Here is a 20,631-nt window from a genome sequence, read left to right on the forward strand (position 1 = left end):
GTCCGACTCGCAAGGCGTCGTCGACCGCTCAGACGAGCGTCTGGCCGATCGCCTGCTCGACGGCGCCCAGCGCGTCGCCGATCGCCTCGGGACGGACACCGCCGCCCTGGGCGACGTCGTCCTTGCCGCCTCCGCCGCCGCCGAGCGCCTTGGCCGCCACGCCGACGAGCCTGCCGGCCTTCAGCCCGCGCTCGCGTCCCGCCTCGTTGACCACGGCGACGACGACCGGCCGGTCGGCGGGAACACCCGCGACGACGACGACCGCGGCGCGGTCGCTCGGGAACCTGCCACGCACGTCAAGGGCGAGCTTACGCAGATCGTCGGGAGAGGTTCCATCAGGCGCGCGGTGCGTCACGACCGAGACTCCGTCCAGGTCACGGGCCCCGGCGGCCATCTCACCCGCCAGGGCGAGAACCTGGGCCGAACGCAGCCGCTCCAGCTCCTTCTCCGCGGTGCGCAGCCGGGTGACGATGCCCTCGATCCGCTCGGGCAGCTCCTCCCTGCGGGCCTTGAGCTGCTCGGAGAGCTGGGCGACGAGCACGCTCTCACGGGCCAGGAAGCGGAAGGCGTCCAGCCCGACCAGGGCCTCGACCCGGCGCACGCCCGCGCCGATCGAGGCCTCGCCCAGCACCTTGACCAGGCCGAGCTGGCCGGAGTTCGCGACGTGGGTGCCGCCGCAGAGCTCACGGGAGTAGTCGCCGACCTCGACGATGCGGACGGTCTCGCCGTACTTCTCGCCGAACAGCGCCAGCGCGCCCATCGCCCTGGCCTCGGCCTGGGAGGTGTGGAAGGCGTTGACCTTGAGGTCGTTGATCAGGACGGCGTTGACCTCGTCCTCGACGTCGCGCAGCACGCTGGGGGGGACGGCGCCCGCCGCGGTGAAGTCGAAGCGGAAGCGGCCCGGCGAGTTCTCCGAGCCCGCCTGCGCGGCCGTCTCGCCCAGCGCGTTGCGGAAGCCCCGGTGCACGAGGTGGGTCGCGGTGTGGCTGCGGGAGATGGCGCGGCGACGCTCGACGTCGATCTCGGCCTGGGCCTGGTCGCCGACCCGGATCTCGCCGCCGCGGACCTTGCCGCGATGCACGACGACGCCCGCGACCGGGGACTGCACGTCGACGATCTCGACCTCGGCCTCTCCGGTGCGGATGACGCCCTGGTCGGCGAGCTGGCCGCCGCCCTCGGCGTAGAACGGCGTACGGCTCAGCACGACCTCGACGGAGGAGCCCGCGCCGGCGGCGGGGACCGGAAGCCCGTCGACGAGAAGGCCGATGACCTCGGACTCGGCGGTCACGTGGTCGTAGCCGAGGAACTCGACCCTGCCGGTCTTCTCCAGGATCTGGCCGAAGACCGAGATGTCGGCGTTGCCGGTCTTCTTGGCGGCGGCGTCGGCCTTGGCCATCTCGCGCTGCTTCTTCATCAAGCGGCGGAAGCCCTCTTCGTCGACCTTGAGGCCCTGCTCGGAGGCCATCTCCAGGGTCAGGTCGATCGGGAAGCCGTAGGTGTCGTGGAGCTGGAAGGCCTGGTCGCCGGCGAGCGTGCCCTGCCCCTTGCGCTTGACCTCCTCGACGGCCGCGTCGAAGATCGCGGTGCCGGTGCGCAGAGTGCCGAGGAAGGAGGCCTCCTCGGCGTCGATGACGCCGTGGATCTGCGGGGCGTCGGCCTTGAGCTCGGGGTACAGCTCACCCATCACGTCGATGGTCACCGCGGTCAGCTCGTGCATGTAGCGCTGCTCGCCGGAGCCCAGCAGCCGCAGGTTGCGGATGGCACGGCGCAGGATGCGCCGCAGCACGTAGCCCCGGCCCTCGTTGGAGGGCAGCACGCCGTCGGCGACGAGCATCACGCCGGTGCGGACGTGGTCGGCCACGACGCGCAGCGAGACGTCGGCGCGCTCGTCACGGCCGTAGCGCGTCCTGGTGAGCTCGGCGGCCCGGTCGAGGATCTTGTAGGTGGTGTCGATCTCGTAGATGTTGTCGACGCCCTGCAGGATCGCCGCCATGCGCTCCAGGCCCATGCCGGTGTCGACGTTCTTGGCGGGCAGCTCGCCGAGGATCGGGTAGTCCTCCTTGCCGCCGCCCGCACCGCGCTCGAACTGCATGAAGACGTTGTTCCACACCTCGAGGTAGCGGTTCTCGTCCGCGATCGGCCCGCCGTCGCGGCCGTACTCGGGCCCGCGGTCGTAGTAGATCTCGGTGCAGGGGCCGCACGGTCCCGGCACGCCCATCGACCAGTAGTTGTCGGCCATGCCGCGGCGCTGGATGCGCTCGACGGGGACGCCGACCTTCTTGTGCCAGATGTCGAAGGACTCGTCGTCGTCGTGGTAGACGGTGACCCAGAGCCGCTCCTCCGGGAAGCCGAACCCGCCCTCGGACTCCGGCTTGGTCAGCAGCTCCCACGCGAGCGGGATCGCCTGCTCCTTGAAGTAGTCGCCGAAGGAGAAGTTGCCGAGCATCTGGAAGAACGTGGCGTGCCTGGTGGTCTTGCCGACCTCGTCGATGTCAGGGGTGCGCACGCACTTCTGGACGCTGGCGGCCCGGTTGTACGGCGGTTTCTGCTGACCCAGGAAGTAGGGCTTGAACGGCACCATGCCCGCGGGGACCAGGAGCAGCGTCGGGTCCTCGGCGATGAGGCTGGCCGAGGGCACGACGGTGTGCCCACGCTCCTCGAAGAAGCGCAGGAAGCGGCGGGCGATCTCTGCCGACTCCATGTCAGCGGCCATCCTTTACGTGGTAGTTATGGGTGTTTTCAACAGTGTCGAGTCCGAACCTCGAGCGCAACTCGGTTTCCCGCTGGGCCGCGCCGTCCAGGGCGTCGCCCGCGAAGTCGCGCACCTGCTCCAGGACCCCGGCCGCACCGCGCGCCGCGCGGCGGGCCATGTGGTTCGGATGCAGTGACTGCAGCTTACGCATCGTCCAGACCGCGCCGAACGCGCCCAGGGAGATGTAGAAGAGCCTGCGGATCATCGCCGCCGCCCCTCGAGCACCCGGGGAGCCCGCCTGCCCTGCCTGCGGGAGGAAAGAGCCTGCCTGACACCGTGGCTGAGCGCGGCGAGCTTGATCAGCGGCCCGGTGACCAGGGTCTGGGTGACGTCGCTGACCTTGGCGGCATGCCCGCTGACCTGCTTGACGTCCCGGGCGATGGCTTCGACCGCGACCAGCTGGCGGTTGGTCTCGCCAACGGTGGCGGTGACGTCCTCCAGCAGCGGCACGACGCGTTCGCCCAGCTCGGAGACCATCTTGGTGGTCTCGGTGAGCAGCCTGGCCAGCTTGACCAGGGCGACGGCCAGGAAGCAGACAAGGATCGCCCAGGCCATCGCGACGATCAGCCCGGCGACCTCTCCTGCGGTAAGCATGCGCCGATCTCCTCAGTTGACCCGGCTGGAACAGGCAAGACCCTACCGCTTCTCGCGCCGCTTCCCCGGCATACCGTGTCACGGCAGGCCATCCGTCCTGCTCCGGCCCGCGCGGGGCCGCCGGCCACCCGAACCCGGGCCGTCGGCCGCGCGGTCCCAGGCTATTGGCCGCGCAGGAAGGCGCGGATCCTGGACCAGCGGTCGGCGAAAGCGGCCTCCGCGCCGTGCCGGGTCGGCTGGTAGTAGCGGCGGTCCCTGAGCTCCGCCGGGGCGTAGTCCTGGCGCACCAGGCCGTGCTCGAAGTCGTGGGGGTACTTGTAGCCCTTGCCGTGGCCGAGCTTGCGGGCTCCCGGATAGTGCGCGTCGCGCAGGTGGTCGGGGACATGGCCGATGTTGCCGCGCCGTACGTCCTCGGCGGCCGCGCCGATGGCGGTGATCACCGCGTTGGACTTGGGGGCGAGCGCGCAGTGGATGACGGCCTGGGCGAGGTTCAGCCGCCCCTCGGGCAGGCCGATGAACTCGACCGCCTGCGCCGCGGCCACCGCGACCTGCAGGCACGTGGGGTCGGCCATGCCGACGTCCTCCGAGGCGAAGATGACGATCCTGCGGGCGATGAACCGGGGGTCCTCCCCCGCCTCGATCATGCGTGCCAGGTAGTGCAGCGCGGCGTCGGCGTCGGAGCCCCGCATGCTCTTGATGAAGCCGCTGATCACGTCGTAGTGCTGGTCGCCCTGGCGGTCGTAGCGGACGGCCGCCTTGTCGACCGCGCGCTCGACCGCCTCGACGGTGATCTCCCCGTCGGAGATCAGCGCGGCGGCCTCCAGGTAGGTGAGGGACCTGCGGGCGTCTCCCCCGGCCAGCCGTACGAGGTGCTCGGCGGCCTCGGGCGCGAGCCGCGCCTTCCCGTCCAGGCCCCGGGGGTCGGCCACGGCGCGCTCCAGCACGCCGCGGATGTCGTCCTCGGACAGCGACTCCAGCGTCAGCAGCAGCGAGCGGGACAGCAGCGGCGAGATGACGGAGAAGAACGGGTTCTCCGTCGTGGCCCCGATGAAGGTGACCCAGCGGTTCTCGACCGCGGGCAGCAGGGCGTCCTGCTGGGCCTTGTTGAAGCGGTGCACCTCGTCCACGAACAGCACCGTCTGACGCCCTGACATGCCCAGCTCACGGCGGGCCTGCTCGATGGCCGCGCGGACCTCCTTGACGCCCGCGGACACCGCGGAGACCTCGACGAAGCGGCGCTTGGTGACGCCCGCGACCACGTAGGCCAGGGTGGTCTTGCCGGTGCCGGGCGGCCCCCACAGGAACAGTGACATCGGGGCCTCCGCCTCGACGAGCCTGCGCAGCGGCGTGCCGGGCCCCAGGAGGTGACGCTGGCCGATCACCTCGTCCAGACCACGCGGGCGCATCCGCACCGCCAGGGGCTCATGACCGCGATGGGCCTCTTCAGCGGCCGAGTCGAACAGGCTGTCCACGATCAGACAGTACCCTCGGCGTCCGCGGCCCGGATCCACGGTGTCCGGCCGTGAGGCGTCCGCCTGGGGCTCAGCTCCCCCAGACGGCCACGGCACCGCTGTGGCCCGCACGCAGCACGTAGTAGCCGGCGACGACGGCCAGGATCACGGTGAGCGCCGACAGGGCCGTCCCGACCGGCTTGGGGAAACGGTCGGCGCGCGAGACGTAGACGAGCCCCAGCGAGACCAGGCCCAGGGCGAGGGCGCCGAGCAGCAGCGGGGTCGCGAAGCTCTCGTGCTCGGCGATGCGCTGACCGAGCTGCCCGTCGACCGAGGAGAAGCGTCCGTGCAGGAGCGCCTCGCCGCTCTGCCTGGCCGCGAACACCGCCACGGGAACGATCACCGCGAGCGGCGCCACCGCCCAGGCGAGCATGGGACGCGTCCGCGCGGCCAGGGCGTACACGGCGGCCAGTACCGCCAGCAGCGGCGTCAGGACCACGGCGGCATGGATGATCAGGGGGTGGGAGGGCAGGCCCAGGATCTCATCGAACATACGGCGGCTCCGGTCGTGCGCGGCTCATCGGATTCTCAACGTCGAACAGGAATTCTCACCGCGAACGCCACCTGGAGCGTGCCAGGTCACCCGCGTGTTTCCCTCCTGTCCCATCCGGCGGATTCTGTCACTTACATCCAGCACACGCCGAGGCCGGTACGCTTTCGCCCAGTTGATAGTCATGAAACGGTAATCCTGGAGGACGTAGCGGTGAGCGGTGAGGACCGCCAGAGCCAGCTGGCTCGGGAGCACAAAGAGCGACAGGCCCAGCGTGCCGAGCAGGCAACCAAGCCGAAGCGGAACGTCTTCATCGGAGCTGCCATCGCGGTGGTCGTCGTCGGCGGAGGCCTGTTCGCCGCCACCACGCTTCTCGGCGGAAACGCCAACACCAAGAACGTCTCCGCCACCAGCTCACCGGCTCCGGACCCCTCGGGGACCACCGGTCTGCAGCAGCCGTCACCGACGCCGTCGCAGCCCTCCGCGGCCGAACTGGCCAAGCTGACCTGCTCCTACCGCAAGGACACCAGCGGCAGCCCGGCGAAGTTCGTGGGCATGCCGCCCGCCAAGCCCAACCTGAAGCTCAAGACGATGACGATCACCACCAACCACGGTGACATCGTGATCGACCTCGCAACGGCCCAGGCCCCCTGCGCGGTGAACTCCTTCGCCTTCCTCGCCAGGAAGAACTTCTTCGACAACACCAAGTGCCACCGCCTCGCCACCCCGGAGAACTCCGGGCTCGGGCTGCTGCAGTGCGGCGACCCGCAGGCCAAGGCCGACGGCAAGAACCCCACCGACGGCCAGGGCAGCTCGGGATACGTCTTCAACGACGAGAACCTCGGCGGCATGGCGTACAGCAAGGGAACGGTCGCGCTGGCCCAGGCGGCGGAGGCCTCCAACCAGAACGGCAGCCAGTTCTGGATCTCGCTGTCGGACGAGACCAACCAGCTGCAGCCGGACTACACGCCGTTCGGCGTCGTCTCCAAGGGCATGGACATCCTCGAGAAGGTCTACCAGGGCGGATGGATCACCAATCCCGACGACATCACCGGTGACGGCGGCTCGAACGCCCCCAAGATCCCGGTGATCATCAAGGACGTGCGGCTCTCCTAGAGGCTCCCGGAGAGATTCCCCGCGAACGCCGGGGCGGTCGGCCGACCGCCCCGGCGTTCCCTTTTCCGCCGGACTCCCCGCGACTCCCGGCCCGAGCCCGTACGGCGGCGCGGACGCCCGCGGTCCCGCGCACGGCGAAGCACTCGACGATCTCCGGAGCCAGACTGGGGAGAAGGACTCATGATCCATCTCACCGAGGGGCGCCCATGCCGGAGAAGCTGTCTTTCGAGTTCCTGCTGGACCCGGAGTTCAGCAGGAACCCCTACGCCGCCTACGCCGAGCTCAGGAGGAGCGGCCCGGTCCACGCGGTCGACTTCCCGCCCGGCATGGCCGCCTTCCTTGTGATCGACCACGAGCACGGCCGTCCCGCGCTCAACGACCCCCGGCTCGCCAAGAGCATCGCCATGGCCCCCGAGCGGTTCCGCGAGCGCGTCATGTCCAGCAATCCGGCGCTCGCCCACAACCTGCTCAACAGCGATCCCCCGGACCACACCCGGCTGCGCCGCCTGGTCTCCAAGGCCTTCACCCCCCGGCGGGTCGAGGGCCTGCGTCCCCGGATACAGGAGATCACCGACGAACTCGTCGACGCGATGGCCGCCAGGGGCGAGGCCGACCTGATCGACGACTTCGCCTTCCCCCTGCCGATCACCGTGATCTGCGAACTGCTCGGCGTGCCCTCACAGGACCGCGACACCTTCCGCGACTGGTCCGGCACGCTGGTCAGCCCGGCGCTCGACGAGGGGCAGGTCAGGCGCCGCCAGGAGGTGAACCTCGCCATCCGGGCCTACTTCTCCGAGATCATCGCCGAACGCCGCGCCGCGCCGCGGGACGACCTGATCAGCGCGCTGGTCGCCGCCCGTGACGACGACGAGCTGCTCGACGACCAGGAACTGCTCGCCACCCTCACGCTGCTGCTGATCGCCGGGCACGAGACCACGGTGAACCTGATCGGCAACGGCATGCTCGCGCTGCTGAACAACCCCGGCCAGCTGCGGCTGCTGCTCGACAGTCCGGAGCTGCTGCCGTCGGCGGTCGAGGAGCTCCTGCGCTACGACGGCCCCGTCGAGCGGGCCACGTTCCGCTTCGCCGCCGAGGACCTCGAGATCGCGGGCGTCCCCGTCCCCAGGGGCGCGCTGGTCCACATCTCCCTCGGCGCGGCAGGCCGCGACCCCGAGGCCTTCGACGCCCCCGACACCCTGGACATCGCACGGACGGACAACCGTCATGTGGCGTTCGGCCACGGCATCCACTTCTGCCTGGGGGCGCCGCTGGCCAGGCTCGAGGCCCAGATCGCCTTCGGAACGCTGCTGGGCCGTCTGCCGGGCGTCCGGCTCGCCTGCCCGCCCGGCGAGGTCGTCTGGCACCGGCACGGCTCGCTGGTCCGCGGGCTGCGCTCGCTGCCGGTCCGCTTCTAGGGCTCTTCGGGCCCGTGCGTGGCGCGGCCCCCGGGACGGTGTCCCGGGGGCCGCGTGGGTGTCGCTCAGGCCTCCGCCTGCACGCCCGTCCCCCGCCAGGCGGGGCGCCGGGCGCTCAGGCCGGTCCTCGGTCCCGGGTCAGGCCTCGGCCTTGGGCTTGGCGTCGACGCCCGCCTCCTTGCGCTGCTCACCCGTGATCGGGGTGGGCGCGCCGGTCAGCGGGTCGAAGCCCGAGGCCGTCTTCGGGAAGGCGATGACGTCCCGGATGGAGTCGCCGCCCGCCAGGAGCATGCAGACCCGGTCCCAGCCGTAGGCGATGCCGCCGTGCGGCGGCGGGCCGTACTTGAACGCCTCGAGCAGGAAGCCGAACTTGTTCTCCGCCTCCTCCTTGGAGATGCCGAGCACGTCGAAGACGCGCTGCTGCATCTCGGCCCGGTGGATACGGATCGAGCCCCCGCCGATCTCCATGCCGTTGCAGACCATGTCGTAGGCGTAGGCGAGGGCCTCGCCCGGGTGGTCCTGGAAGGTGTCGGCCCACTCGGGCTTGGGCCCGGTGAACGGGTGGTGGACCGCGGTCCAGCCGCCCTCGCCGTCCTCCTCGAACATGGGCGCGTCGACGACCCACAGGAAGTTCCACGCCGTCTCGTCGATCAGGCCGCAGCGGCGGCCGATCTCCAGGCGCGCCGCGCCGAGCAGGTCGCGGGAGGCGGAGGACGTGCCGGCGGCGAAGAAGATCGCGTCACCGGGCGCGGCGCCCGCCTTCGCCGCCAGACCGGCGGTCTCGCTCTCCGACAGGTTCTTGGCGACCGGGCCGCCGAGCGTGCCGTCCTCGCCGACGAGGACGTAGGCCAGGCCCTTGGCCCCGCGGGACTTGGCCCACTCCTGCCAGCCGTCGAGCTCCTTGCGGGTCTGCGAGGCGCCGCCCGGCATGACCACGGCGCCGACGTACGGGGCCTGGAAGACGCGGAAGGTGGTCTCGGCGAAGAACTCGGTCATCTCGACCAGCTCCTGGCCGAAGCGCAGGTCGGGCTTGTCGGAGCCGTAGCGGGACATGGCCTCGGCGTAGGTCATCCGGGGCAGCGGCGTCGGCAGCTCGTAGCCGATCGTCTCCTTCCAGATGCGGCCGATCAGCGCCTCGCCCAGCGCGATGACGTCGTCCTGGTCGACGAAGGACATCTCAACGTCGATCTGGGTGAACTCGGGCTGCCGGTCGGCGCGCAGGTCCTCGTCGCGGAAGCAGCGGGCGAGCTGGTAGTAGCGCTCCATGCCGGCGACCATGAGGAGCTGCTTGAACAGCTGCGGCGACTGCGGCAGGGCGTACCAGCTGCCGGGCTGGAGCCTGACCGGCACCAGGAAGTCGCGGGCGCCCTCCGGAGTGGAACGGGTGAGCGTGGGGGTCTCGATGTAGTTGAACCCGTGCTCGTTCATCACCTCGTGGGCCAGGTAGGTGGCCCTGGAGCGGATCCGCATGGCCTGGGCGACCTGCTGGCGGCGGATGTCGAGGTAGCGGTACTTCAGGCGGGCCTCCTCCGAGACCCCGGTGCTGCCCTCGATCGGGAACGGCAGCGGCGCGGACTCGCTGAGCACCTCGACCTCGGAGGCGACGACCTCGATCGCGCCGGTCGGCAGCTCCGGGTTCTCGTTGCCCTCGGGGCGGACCCGCACCTCTCCGACGACCTTGACGCAGTACTCCGCGCGCAGACCGTGCGCGTCGTCCTCCTCGCGGAAGACCACCTGGGAGGAGCCCGAGGCGTCACGCAGGTCGATGAAGACCACGCCGCCGTGGTCACGACGGCGCGCCACCCAGCCCGCCAGCGTCACCCGCTGGCCCGCGTGCTCCTTGCGCAGTGATCCCGCTTCGTGCGTGCGGATCATTTGTTCAGTCTCTCCTTCAAGGTCGTGACGATCTCGGCGAGCGGTACGGCGCTCTGGTCGCCGCTGACCAGGTCCTTGACCTGGGCGGCCCCGGCGGCGATGTCCCGCTCGCCGAGGATCACGGCGTAGCTCGCCCCCGACCGGTCGGCGCCCTTCATGGCGGACTTGACGCCCCTGCCGCCGAACGACATGTCGGCGTCGAGCCCCGCCCGGCGCAGCTCGGTCACGAGCAGGAACATCCGGCGGCGTGCCTCCTCACCCAGCGGCACACCGTACACCTGGACACGCGACTCGGCCGCCTCGTCGTCGAGCAACCCCTCGGCCTCCATCGCCAGGAGCGTCCTGTCGACGCCGAGCGCCCAGCCGACGCTGGGCAGCGCGGGGCCGCCGAGCATCTCGCTCAGCCCGTCGTAACGACCGCCGCCGCCGACCGCGGACTGCGAGCCGAGGCCGTCGTGGACGAACTCGAACGTGGTGCGCGTGTAGTAGTCCAGGCCGCGGACCAGCCTCGGGTCGTCGGTGTAGGCGACGCCGGAGGCGGTCAGCAGCGAGCGGACCTCCTCGTGGTAGGCCTTGCACTCCTCGCACAGGTGGTCGACCACCAGCGGGGCCTCCGCGAGCTGGGCCTGCACCTCGGGGCGCTTGTCGTCGAGCACGCGCAACGGGTTGATCTCGATCCTGTCCCGGGTGGCCTCGTCGAGGTCGAGCCCGCGCAGGAAGTCCTGCAGCGCGGCGCGGTAGACGGGACGGCACCGCCTGTCGCCCAGCGTGTTGAGCAGCAGCCTGACGCCGGTCAGCCCCAGCCCGGCGTAGCCGTCGGCGGCCAGGAGGATCAGCTCGGCGTCCAGGGCCGGGTCCTCGGAGCCGAGGGCCTCCGCGCCGACCTGCCAGAAGTGGCGGTAGCGGCCCTTCTGGGCCCGCTCGTAGCGGAACTGGCTTCCGGAGTACCACAGCTTCACCGGAAGCTGGCCGTTGTGCAGGCCGTGCTGGAGGACGGCCCGCACGACCGACGCGGTCCCCTCAGGGCGCAGCGTGATCGAGCGGCCGCCCTTGTCCTCGAAGGTGTACATCTCCTTGGAGACGATGTCGGTCGACTCCCCGACGCCGCGCACGAACAGCGCGGTGTCCTCGAAGACCGGTGTCTCGATGTAGCCGTAGCCCGCGCGCCTGGCGGGGGCGGTCAGCGCCTCGCGCACGGCGAGCGCCCGCTCGGAGCGCGGCGGGAGCCAGTCAAAGGTGCCCTTCGGCGCCTGCAGAGTCATCTTCTAAAGTCCCCTGGTGGGACCGGCGTACGGCGCCGCCTCCGCCAAATACGGATTGGTTGCGCGCTCGCGGCCGATCGTGGTCTGTGGTCCGTGCCCCGGCAGGACCACCGTGTCCTCCGGCAGCGGCAGGCACTTGGTGGCCAGGCTGCGCAGGATGGTCGGGTAGTCGCCGCCGGGAAGGTCTGTGCGGCCGATGGAGCCGGCGAACAGCAGGTCGCCCGAGAACATCACGTCGGGGATCTCCTCCGTGCGGGGCAGCCTGAACGTCACCGACCCCCTGGTATGGCCGGGGGTGTGGTCGACCGTGAGCTCCATGCCCGCCAGGCGCAGCACCTCGCCGTCGGCGAGCTCGCGCACGTCGTCGGGCTCGGTGAAGGTCAGCCCGCCGAACAACTGCTGCCGGGTCGCCAGTGACAGTCCCTTCGCCGGGTCGGAGAGCAGCTCGCGGTCCTCCGGGTGGATCCAGGCGGGGACGTCGCGCGCTCCGCAGACGGGCGCGACCGACCACATGTGGTCGATGTGCCCGTGGGTGACCAGCACGGCGACCGGCTTGAGGCGATGCTCGCGCAGCACGTCGTCCAGGTCGTCGACGGCGTTCTGGCCGGGATCGACGATGACGCACTCCTCGCCCGCGGCGGGAGCGACGACGTAGCAGTTGGTCTGAAACGACCCTGCGGGAAAGCCGGCGATGAGCATCTGCCTCAGCTGATCTCGTCAAGAAAACGGATGGGAATGTAACCGAAGGGTACCGGTGCGGGTCGGCGGGCTGCGAACCATTACCCATTGGCCGATACGATTCGCCCACCTCAATAAGTAATACTCCGGCACTCGGGAGGGCGAAGCGGTGAGCGGCAAGGACCGCCAGAAGCAGCTGGCGCGCGAGCACTACGAGCGGCAGACCCAGCGGCGTATCGAGCGTGAGGCCAAGGCGAAGCGCAATGCGATCATCGGCACCAGTGTGGCCGTCGTGGTGGTCGTGGGCGGTGTGATCGCCGCGACGACCCTGCTCGGAGGCAACGACCCGTCGTCGGCCACGGTCACGCCGACCGCCCAGGACGCGCAGGCCACCCCGTCTCAGACGAGCACCGAGGCCCAGCCGGCGGCCTTCGACCCGGCCGCCGGCACCTGCGGCTACGTCGCGGACGCCTCGGGTGGCCCGGCCAAGAACGTCGGCCTGCCTCCGGCCAAGGTCGACACCACGCCCAAGACGATGACGCTGAAGACCAACCAGGGCGACATCGTCATCGCCGTCTCGGCGGAGAAGACGCCCTGCACGGTCAACTCCTTCGCCTTCCTGGCCAAGAAGAAGTACTTCAACGGCTCCAAGTGTCACCGGCTCGGCTCCGACCAGTTCCCGATGCTGCAGTGCGGCGACCCGCTGGCCAAGGCCGACGGCAAGAGCCAGACCGACGGCCAGGGCGGCCCGGGGTACCGTTTCGTCAACGAGAACCTCAAGGACGCGAAGTACACCCGGGGCGTCGTGGCCATGGCCAACAGCGGCCCCGACACCAACGGCAGCCAGTTCTTCCTCGTGTACGGCGACGCCCAGCTCCCCCCGGACTACACCCCGTTCGGTACGGTCACCAAGGGGCTGGAGATCCTGGACAAGGTGAACAAGGGCGGCGTCATCACCCCGGGGCAGGACGGCACCGGAGCCCCGAAGGAAACCCTGGAAATCAAAGACGTGACAATATCCGGCAAGAGCTGACGTAATACAACCAAGAGGCGGTTAGCCTCGAAAGGCTGATGAAAGTGCGGGAGGACACGGTGAGCACCGACCCGTGGGGCCGGGTAGACGACGACGGCACCGTCTACGTACGTACGGCTGAGGGAGAACGGGCCGTCGGGTCCTGGCAGGCCGGCGAACCGGAAGAGGCGCTTGCCTACTTCCATCGCAAGTTCGACGAGCTGGCCGGACAGGTCACGTTGCTGGAGCAGCGGGTCCGCGGCACCGATCTGCCGCCCGCCCAGGCAGAGGCGACCATCGTCAAGCTGCGCGAGGCGATCACCGACGCGCACGCGGTGGGCGACCTCGACGCGCTGCTGGGCCGGCTGAACGCCCTCGCGGAGCTGGTCGCCCAGCGCCGCGAGGAGGTCAAGGCCGCCCGCGACGTGGCCCGCGCCGAGGCCAAGGGCGTCAAGGAGCGGATCGTCGCGGAGGCCGAGCGCATCGCGGACGACACCACCCACTGGAAGACGGGCGGGGAGCGACTGCGCCAGCTCGTCGAGGAGTGGAAGGCCGCCGAGCGCATCGACCGGGTCACGGAGGCGGCGCTGTGGAAGCGCCTGTCCGCGGCCCGTACGGCTTTCGCCAAGCGCCGCAAGGCCTACTTCGCCGGGCTGGACGAGCAGCGAGAGGGGGTGCGCTCCTCCAAGGAGCGCATCGTCGTCGAGGCCGAGGCGCTGGCCTCCTCGACCGACTGGGGCGCGACGGCGTCGGCCTACCGCGAGCTGATGCAGCAGTGGAAGTCGGCGGGCCGGGCGTCCCGTGAGGTCGAGGACGAGCTCTGGAGCCGCTTCAAGGGCGCCCAGGACCAGTTCTTCCAGGCCCGTTCGGCGGTCTTCGCCGAGCGCGACGCCTCACTCGCGGCCAACGCCGAGGTCAAGGAGCAGCTCCTGGCCGAAGCCGAGAAGATCGTCCCGGTCTCCGACGCCCGCTCCGCCAGGACCGCGCTGCGCGGCATCCTGGAGCGGTGGGAGGCCGCCGGTCCGGTCCCGCGCGAGCAGCGTGACCGGCTCGAGGGCGGGCTTCGCAAGATCGACGACGCGGTCCGCAAGGCCGAGGAGGCGGAGTGGAAGCGCTCCAACCCCGAGGCACGCGCCCGCGCCCAGAACACGGTCGACCAGCTCCGCAAGTCGATCGAGCAGCTGGAGACCCGCCTCGCCAAGGCCCGGTCCGCGGGTAAGGACAAGGACGCCAAGGACGCGGAGGAGGCTCTGACCGCCCGCCGTTCCTGGCTCGAGGAGGCCGAGCGCACGCTCGCCGAGTTCTCCTGACCCACCGGTCGTGAAAAAAAGGGGGGCGCGCCCGTACGGGCGCGCCCCCTTTCACGCTCTCCGCCGCGGGCCCGCTCCCCGGTCGGGAACGGGCCCTGCGGGGTCAGGAGCCCGCGCCGCTGACCCGGTAGACGTCGTAGACGCCCTGGACGTTGCGGACGGCCTTCAGGACGTGGCCCAGATGCTTGGGGTCGCCCATCTCGAAGGTGAACTTGCTGATCGCCACCCGGTCCCTGGACGTCGTCACCGACGCGGACAGGATGTTGACGTGCTGGTCGGACAGGGTCCTGGTCACGTCGGACAGCAGACGTGGCCGGTCGAGCGCCTCGACCTGGAGCGCGACCAGGAACACCGAGTCCTCCGCCGCCGACCAGGCGACCTCGACCAGGCGGTCGGGCTCGGACCTCAGCTGCTCGATGTTGGGACAGTTGGTGCGGTGCACCGAGACCCCGTGACCACGGGTGACGAAGCCGATGATCTCGTCACCGGGCACGGGGGTGCAGCAGCGCGACAGCCGCACCCAGACGTCCGAGTCGCCGGCCACCACCACGCCCGCGCCGCCGCTGCCCCGGGGGCGCCCCCGCAGCTTCGTCGGCACGGAGGCCTCGGCGATGTCCTCCTCCGCGCCCTCCACTCCCCCGATGGAGTGCACCAGCTTCTGCACGACCGCCTGGGCGGCTATGTGGCCCTCTCCGACGGCCGCGTAGAGCGCCGAGACATCGGGGTAGCGCAGGTCCCTGGCGAGCGCCAGAAGGGACTCTCCGGACATCAGGCGCTGCAGGGGGAGGCCCTGCTTGCGCATCGCCCTGCCGATGGCCTCCTTGCCCGCCTCGATCGCGGTCTCGCGGCGCTCCTTGGAGAACCACTGCCGGATCTTGTTGCGGGCCCGGCCCGACTTGACGAACTTCAGCCAGTCGCGCGAAGGGCCCGCGTCCGGCGACTTGGAGGTGAAGATCTCCACGGTGTCGCCGTTGCCGAGGCGCGACTCCAGCGGCACCAGGCGGCCGTTGACCCTGGCGCCGATGCAGCGGTGGCCGACCTCGGTGTGCACGGCGTAGGCGAAGTCGACGGACGTCGCCCCCTCGGGGAGGGCGATCACCTGCCCCCTGGGCGTGAAGACGTACACCTCGGAGACCGACAGGTCGAACCTCAGCGACTCCAGGAACTCTCCCGGGTCCGCGGTCTCCTTCTGCCAGTCGAGGAGCTGGCGGAGCCAGGCCATGTCGCTGGCCGGCTTCAGCTTCGCCCCGGGAGGCCCCGAGGTGGTCATGTCCTCCTTGTACTTCCAGTGCGCCGCCACGCCGTACTCGGCCCTGTGGTGCATGCCGTGGGTGCGGATCTGCAGCTCGACGGGCTTGCCCTCGGGCCCGATGACCGTGGTGTGCAGCGACTGGTACATGTTGAACTTGGGCATCGCGATGTAGTCCTTGAACCGGCCCGGCACCGGGTTCCATCGCGCGTGAATCGTTCCCAGGGCGGCGTAGCAGTCACGGACCGTGTCGACCAGCACCCGGATGCCGACCAGGTCGTAGATGTCGTCGAAGGCGACGTCCCTGGCGATCATCTTCTGGTAGACCGAGTAGTAGTGCTTGGGGCGTCCCTTGACCACCGCGCGGATCTTGGCCTCGCGCAGGTCCCCTGAGACCTTCTCGATGACCTCCTGCAGGAACAGGTCCCTGCGCGGGGCCCGCTCGGACACCATGCGGGCGATCTCGTCGTATCGCTTGGGGTAGAGCATGGCGAACGCGAGGTCCTCGAGCTCCCACTTGATGGTGTTCATGCCGAGGCGGTGGGCGAGCGGCGCGAAGATCTCCAGCGTCTCACGGGACTTCTGCTGCCGCTTGTGCTCGGGCAGGTAGCGCATGGTGCGCATGTTGTGCAGGCGGTCGGCGAGCTTGATCACCAGCACCCTGATGTCGCGGGACATCGCCACGACCATCTTGCGCACGGTCTCGGCCTGCGCGGCGTCGCCGAACTTGACCTTGTCGAGCTTGGTGACGCCGTCGACCAGCAGCGCGATGTTGTCGCCGAAGTCCGAGCGCAGCTCGTCGAGGCCGTAGGCGGTGTCCTCGACGGTGTCGTGCAGCAGCGCGGCGCACAGCGTCTCGTCGTCGGTGCCCAGCTCCGCGAGGATCGTCGCGACGGCCAGCGGATGGGTGATGTACGGGTCTCCGCTTTTGCGCTTCTGATCACGGTGATGGTATGCGGCCACGTCGTAGGCACGCTCGATGAGCCGCAGGTCTGCTTTCGGATGGGTCGCGCGGACCGTCCGGAACAGCGGCTCCAGCACCGGGTTCATGGCGCCACCCCATTGCCCCCCAAAGCGTGCGAGCCTGCGCCTTACCGCAGGCCTCTCTTCGGTGGCTCCGGACATGGCGGAACCGGCATCGCCTGCCGGGACGGCCGTCGCGGGACCGCCACCGTCGGCGGTCACGTCGGGGACGACCACATCACGGGGCACACAGACTCCTCACGTTCGAGTCCAGATCCCCTTAGTGTATCCAGACCGGTTCAGATGCCTTCCCCGGCGGGGTGGGATCAGACAATCACGAGGGAGTGCACCTCGACGCCGTCCAGCCGCTCCCGACCGTTGAGGAAGGCCAGTTCCATGAGCACGGCGATGGCGACGACGTCGGCGCCCGCCCTGCGGACCAGCTCCACCGCCGCACGCGCCGTACCTCCGGTGGCGAGCACGTCGTCGACGATCAGGACGCGTTCCCCGGGGGCGAAGGCGTCTCGATGGACCTCGATGATGGCGGAGCCGTACTCCAGATCGTAGGACGCCTCAAGCGTTTCTGCGGGCAGTTTGCCTTTCTTGCGTACCGGAACGAAGCCTGCGCCCGCCCTGTAGGCCGCGGGGGCGGCCAGGATGAACCCTCTGGCCTCGATCCCGACGATCTTGTCGACCTGGTGGAGCCCGGCGAGCTCGTCGATCACGGCGGACAGGGCCTCGGGGTCGGCCAGAAGCGGGGTGATGTCCTTGAAGAGCACTCCGGGCTGGGGGTAGTCGGGCACGTCGCGGATCCGGTCCAGGATCAGCCTGCTCAGGTCACTCATCGTCACTTCCCTCAAGGAAAAGCCTCCGTCCCCGGTGAGGGGACGGAGGCTTGGTTCTGCGGCTTACTTCTTCTTGCGCTTCTCCACGTCAGGCGCGGAGCCGTTCGAGGCGCCCGCCGGAACCGGTTGCCTGGCGGCCTTGGTCCCGACGACCTTGCCGCCGCTCTGGGCGGCGAGTCTGCGGGCGATCGCCTGGTAGCGCGGTTCGCGCTCCTTCAGCGTGACCAGCATCGGCGTGGCCACGCACAGCGAGGAGTAGGTACCGACGATCATGCCGACGAACAGCGCCAGCGACAGGTCCTTCAGCGTGCCCGCGCCGAACAGCGTGGTGCCGATGAACAGGATCGCGGCCACCGGCAGGATCGCCACCAGGGTGGTGTTCAGCGACCGGATCAGCGTGTGGTTCAGGGCGTTGTTCGCGGCCTGGGTGTAGGTCATCTTGGAGGTCGTGCCGAGCTTGGCGGTGACCTCCTTGATCATGTCGAACACCACGACCGCGTCGTACAGCGAGTATCCGAGGATCGTCAGGAAGCCCAGCAGGGTCGCCGGGGTGACCTCGAACTGGGACCACGCGTAGACGCCCGCGGTGATCACCAGGTCGTGGAAGAGCGCCACCACGGCCGCCAGCGCCATCTTCCACTCGAAGGCGACCGTGAGGTACAGGATGATGGCCAGCATGAACACGATCAGGCCGGTGACCGCCTTGTCGGCCACCTGACCGCCCCAGGAGGCGCCGATCACCTGGAGGTTGACCTGGTTCTGCGGCAGGCTGTACTTCTGGGCGACGGCCTTCTGGACGTTCGTCACCGCCTCCGGCGAGAGGCTCTCGGTGGTAACCCGCCAGCCGTTGTTCGTCGTCTGCACGATGACCTGGTGGGCGCCCGCGTCGTTGAAGGTGCCGCGGACGTTCTCGATCTGCGCCGCCGGCGCCTTGAAGGAGAACACCGAGCCGCCCTTGAACTCCACGCCCAGGTTGAGGCCGCCGTTGAGGACCAGACCGGCGATGGACACCAGAAGCAGCACGGCGGACAGGCTGTACCAGAGCTTCCTGCGCCCGACGAAGTCGACGTCGACCTCGCCGCGGTACAAACGGCGTGCGATGCCGGACATCAGGCCTCCTGCGGGACGGTCTTGGAGCCGGCTGGGACCGTGCTGCTCATCCGCTCGGCGTCGAGGCCGGAGAGCTTGTGGCCCTTGGCGAAGAACTTCCGCTTGGCCAGCAGCGCGACGAACGGCTTGGTGAACAGGAACACCACGGCGATGTCGATGAGCGTGGTCAGGCCCATCGCGAAGGCGAACCCGGCCACACCGCCGACGGCCAGGAAGAACAGCACGATCGCGGCGATGAACATGACCGCGTCGGCGATCAGGATCGTCCGGCGGGCACGGGTCCAGGCGACCTCGACGGCCGTCCGCAGCGAGCGGCGGCCCTCCTTCATCTCGTCACGTATGCGTTCGAAGTAGACGATGAAGGAGTCGGCGGTGATGCCGATCGAGACGATGAGGCCGATGATGTGCGGCAGCGACAGGCGGAAGCCCGCGAGCGCGCCGAGGAGCACCACCGCCTGGTAGGTCAGGATCGACGCGACCAGGAGGCTCAGCACCGAGACGGCGCCCAGGCCCCGGTAGTACAGCATCGAGTAGATGACCACCAGGGCCAGGCCGATGCCACCGGCGATCATGCCGCCGCGCAGCTGGTCGGCGCCCAGGGTCGAGGAGACCTCGTCGATCGAGCTCTTCTCGAACTTCAGCGGGAGCGCGCCGAACTTGAGCTGGCTGGCCAGCTCGTTGGCCGTCACCTGGTTGAAGTTGCCGGAGATCTGCGCCCTGCCGCCGGTGATGGGCTCCTGGATGACCGGCGCTGAGATCACCACGCCGTCGAGGACCATGGCGACCTGGTTGCGCGGCGGCTGCGAGTTGAAGGCGGTGGTGGTGACCTTGGACCACTGGTCGGGGCCCTGACCCTTGAAGGAGAGCTGGACGAGCCACTCACCGGTGGTCTGGTCGACGCCGGCGGTGGCCGAGGCGATCGAGCTGCCGATCACGGCCGCCTTGTCGAGGACGTACTTGGCGCTGCCGTCCTGACTGCAGCCCGCGAACTGCTTGTTGGGGTCGTCCTGCGCGCCCTGGCCCTTGTCCTTGGAGCAGTCGAGCGCCTCGAACTGCTTGAGCACCGCCGGGTCGATGCCGGTCGGGTCGACGTTCGCCATCGGGTCGTCGGCCGGGGCCGTCGGCGGGACCGTGGGGACGGCGCTCTGGCTCGGCTGCGCCGAAGGAGACGCGCTCTTGCCCGGCTTCGCCCCGCTGTCGGACTTGGCGGGCTTGTCGGAGGCCGCGGTCGTGGGGGTGGCGGCCGGGCTGGGGTTGGTGAGCGCCGCCGACAGGGCCCGGCCCGCGGGTGAGGCGCTCGGGCTCGCCGCCGCGGTCGCGGTCGGCGCGGGGGTCTTGGCGCCCTCGGCCGCGGGCGAGGCGGAGGGGGACGGCGTCCTGGCCCCCTTCTTGCCCGGGGAGGAGGGAGAGGCAGAGGGAGAGGTTGACGGTGACGGCGCCTGGGTGGGCATCTGCCCTGGAGGCTCAGGCGCCCCGGCCGCGACCGCCATCACCTGGCGGAAGCGCAGCTCCGCGGTGGTGCCGACCAGCTTGACGACTTCCTCCTGGCCAACTCCGGGGACGGAGATGACGATGTTGTCACCGGACTTGGCGACCTCGGCGTCGGAGATGCCGCTGCCGTTCACCCGGTTCCGGATGATGCCGACGGCGAGATCCAGGCTCTCCTCTGTGGGAGCGGTGCCGTTCGGGGGGACGGCCTGCAGCGTCACTGTCGTGCCGCCGGCGAGGTCGAGGCCATACTCGGGGGTGAACGCCCTGTTGAGGGCCATCACCCCGCCCATGGCGAGAATGATCGCCAGAAGCAGGAGGAGCACGCGCCCCGGTCTGCTCTGGCCGCTGGTCGGTCGGGCCACTGGTCGTCAGTTCTTTCGGCTATAGGGATTGTTGGCGAACCTACTCATCACTTCTTGGTCGTCGAGTCCTGGTCGTCACCATGCGGCTCCACGGCCTCCACCGCATTGTCTCCGACCGTGTCGACCTTCTTGACGTCATCGTCGTCAGCGTCGTCAACCGGAGTCAGCACACGGCCGATGGCGGCCTTGACCCATCGGGTCTCGACGCCGGGGGCGATCTCGAGGATCACGTCGTCGGCGTCGATCGCGACCACCGTCGCGAAAAGCCCTGTGGTGGTCATGATGCGGGTCCCCGGGGTGAGGGAGTTCTGCATCTGGGCCTGCTCCTGCTGCCGCTTTCGCTGCGGCCTGATGAGCAGGAAGTAGAACACCACGACCATCAGAGCGATCATGATAAGGCTGGAATAATTGCCGCCCATGGGGCCGCTCCTTTGCTTAAGGATGACCGGCCGGGGCCGGACGTCATATGAGGCCACGCCGCTCAGCACGTCAGCCTACACAGCCAGCCAAGCCACGGAGTTTAGGCGAGCTGTTAGGAGCGCGGCAACGAGGTCACGATCTGGCGCGCGGGGAAGTTCCCATTTCGATACCGTTGT

The 20,631-nt window shown here is 69.7% G+C and carries 17 protein-coding genes; 4 read left to right on the forward strand and 13 right to left on the reverse strand.

Annotated elements, in window-relative coordinates; translation table 11 throughout:
* Window positions 1-28 precede the first annotated feature (28 nt).
* The 5 genes from alaS to PKF00_RS39610 form a co-directional block, all read right to left on the reverse strand.
* Window positions 29-2,701, reverse strand: a complete 2,673-nt coding sequence (alaS, locus tag PKF00_RS39590; RefSeq protein ID WP_271222891.1) for an alanine--tRNA ligase — start codon at window positions 2,699-2,701, stop codon at window positions 29-31.
* 1 nt (window position 2,702) lies between these two features.
* Complete coding sequence (locus PKF00_RS39595; RefSeq protein WP_271222892.1) at window positions 2,703-2,957, reverse strand: hypothetical protein; 255 nt, start codon at window positions 2,955-2,957, stop codon at window positions 2,703-2,705.
* Complete coding sequence (locus tag PKF00_RS39600) at window positions 2,954-3,346, reverse strand: DUF948 domain-containing protein (protein WP_271222893.1); 393 nt, start codon at window positions 3,344-3,346, stop codon at window positions 2,954-2,956. The genes PKF00_RS39595 and PKF00_RS39600 overlap by 4 nt, the downstream gene beginning before the upstream one ends.
* A 161-nt stretch (window positions 3,347-3,507) precedes the next feature.
* The gene (locus tag PKF00_RS39605) at window positions 3,508-4,818 is read right to left on the reverse strand and encodes a replication-associated recombination protein A (RefSeq protein ID WP_271222894.1); all 1,311 of its coding nucleotides are present in this window, start codon (window positions 4,816-4,818) and stop codon (window positions 3,508-3,510) included.
* 70 nt (window positions 4,819-4,888) lie between these two features.
* A complete protein-coding gene (locus PKF00_RS39610) occupies window positions 4,889-5,350 on the reverse strand; it encodes a hypothetical protein (RefSeq protein WP_271222895.1) in 462 nt (153 codons plus the stop codon).
* Window positions 5,351-5,560: 210 nt separating this feature from the next.
* On the opposite strand from PKF00_RS39610, the gene PKF00_RS39615 reads away from it, so the two are divergent.
* Window positions 5,561-6,463 carry a peptidylprolyl isomerase gene (locus PKF00_RS39615; protein WP_271222896.1) on the forward strand — a complete coding sequence of 301 codons (903 nt, stop codon included), beginning with the start codon at window positions 5,561-5,563 and terminating at the stop codon, window positions 6,461-6,463.
* A gap of 206 nt (window positions 6,464-6,669) precedes the next feature.
* Window positions 6,670-7,878 (forward strand): cytochrome P450 family protein, encoded by a 1,209-nt coding sequence (locus tag PKF00_RS39620; protein WP_271222897.1) that lies wholly within the window; start codon window positions 6,670-6,672, stop codon window positions 7,876-7,878.
* Window positions 7,879-8,016: 138 nt separating this feature from the next.
* On the opposite strand, the gene aspS is transcribed toward PKF00_RS39620, so the two are convergent.
* From aspS to PKF00_RS39635, 3 genes are read right to left on the reverse strand one after another with little or no spacing between them, the layout of a single operon-like run.
* Window positions 8,017-9,753: an aspartate--tRNA ligase gene (aspS, locus tag PKF00_RS39625; protein WP_271222898.1), complete on the reverse strand. Its 1,737-nt coding sequence runs from the start codon at window positions 9,751-9,753 to the stop codon at window positions 8,017-8,019.
* Window positions 9,750-11,015 carry a histidine--tRNA ligase gene (hisS, locus tag PKF00_RS39630; protein ID WP_271222899.1) on the reverse strand — a complete coding sequence of 422 codons (1,266 nt, stop codon included), beginning with the start codon at window positions 11,013-11,015 and terminating at the stop codon, window positions 9,750-9,752. Before hisS ends, aspS begins: the two co-directional genes overlap by 4 nt.
* Window positions 11,016-11,018: 3 nt before the next feature.
* Window positions 11,019-11,714: an MBL fold metallo-hydrolase gene (locus PKF00_RS39635; RefSeq protein ID WP_271222900.1), complete on the reverse strand. Its 696-nt coding sequence runs from the start codon at window positions 11,712-11,714 to the stop codon at window positions 11,019-11,021.
* A 148-nt stretch (window positions 11,715-11,862) separates the two neighbouring features.
* Here PKF00_RS39635 and PKF00_RS39640 point away from each other — a divergent pair, with 148 nt between their 5' ends.
* A complete protein-coding gene (locus PKF00_RS39640) occupies window positions 11,863-12,726 on the forward strand; it encodes a peptidylprolyl isomerase (RefSeq protein WP_271222901.1) in 864 nt (287 codons plus the stop codon).
* A 38-nt stretch (window positions 12,727-12,764) separates the two neighbouring features.
* A complete protein-coding gene (locus PKF00_RS39645) occupies window positions 12,765-14,015 on the forward strand; it encodes a DUF349 domain-containing protein (RefSeq protein ID WP_271222902.1) in 1,251 nt (416 codons plus the stop codon).
* 103 nt (window positions 14,016-14,118) lie between these two features.
* Here the strand turns inward: PKF00_RS39645 and PKF00_RS39650 are convergent, their stop codons facing one another.
* From PKF00_RS39650 to yajC, 5 genes are all read right to left on the reverse strand, one after another.
* On the reverse strand, window positions 14,119-16,314 hold the full coding sequence (locus PKF00_RS39650; RefSeq protein WP_271222903.1) for a RelA/SpoT family protein: 2,196 nt from the start codon (window positions 16,312-16,314) through the stop codon (window positions 14,119-14,121).
* A 239-nt stretch (window positions 16,315-16,553) separates the two neighbouring features.
* Entirely contained in the window at window positions 16,554-17,072 is a 519-nt protein-coding gene (locus tag PKF00_RS39655; protein ID WP_271222904.1) for an adenine phosphoribosyltransferase, read from the reverse strand.
* 63 nt (window positions 17,073-17,135) lie between these two features.
* Window positions 17,136-18,182 (reverse strand): protein translocase subunit SecF, encoded by a 1,047-nt coding sequence (gene secF, locus PKF00_RS39660; RefSeq protein ID WP_271222905.1) that lies wholly within the window; start codon window positions 18,180-18,182, stop codon window positions 17,136-17,138.
* Window positions 18,182-19,996, reverse strand: coding sequence for a protein translocase subunit SecD (gene secD, locus PKF00_RS39665; RefSeq protein WP_271222906.1), 1,815 nt, complete (start codon window positions 19,994-19,996; stop codon window positions 18,182-18,184). The genes secF and secD overlap by 1 nt, the downstream gene beginning before the upstream one ends.
* Window positions 19,997-20,082: 86 nt before the next feature.
* Complete coding sequence (yajC, locus tag PKF00_RS39670) at window positions 20,083-20,427, reverse strand: preprotein translocase subunit YajC (protein ID WP_271222907.1); 345 nt, start codon at window positions 20,425-20,427, stop codon at window positions 20,083-20,085.
* Between the last annotated feature and the right edge of the window lie 204 nt (window positions 20,428-20,631).

Origin of the sequence: Streptosporangium carneum (assembly GCF_027922005.1) — a bacterium.
Lineage (GTDB): Bacteria > Actinomycetota > Actinomycetes > Streptosporangiales > Streptosporangiaceae > Streptosporangium > Streptosporangium carneum.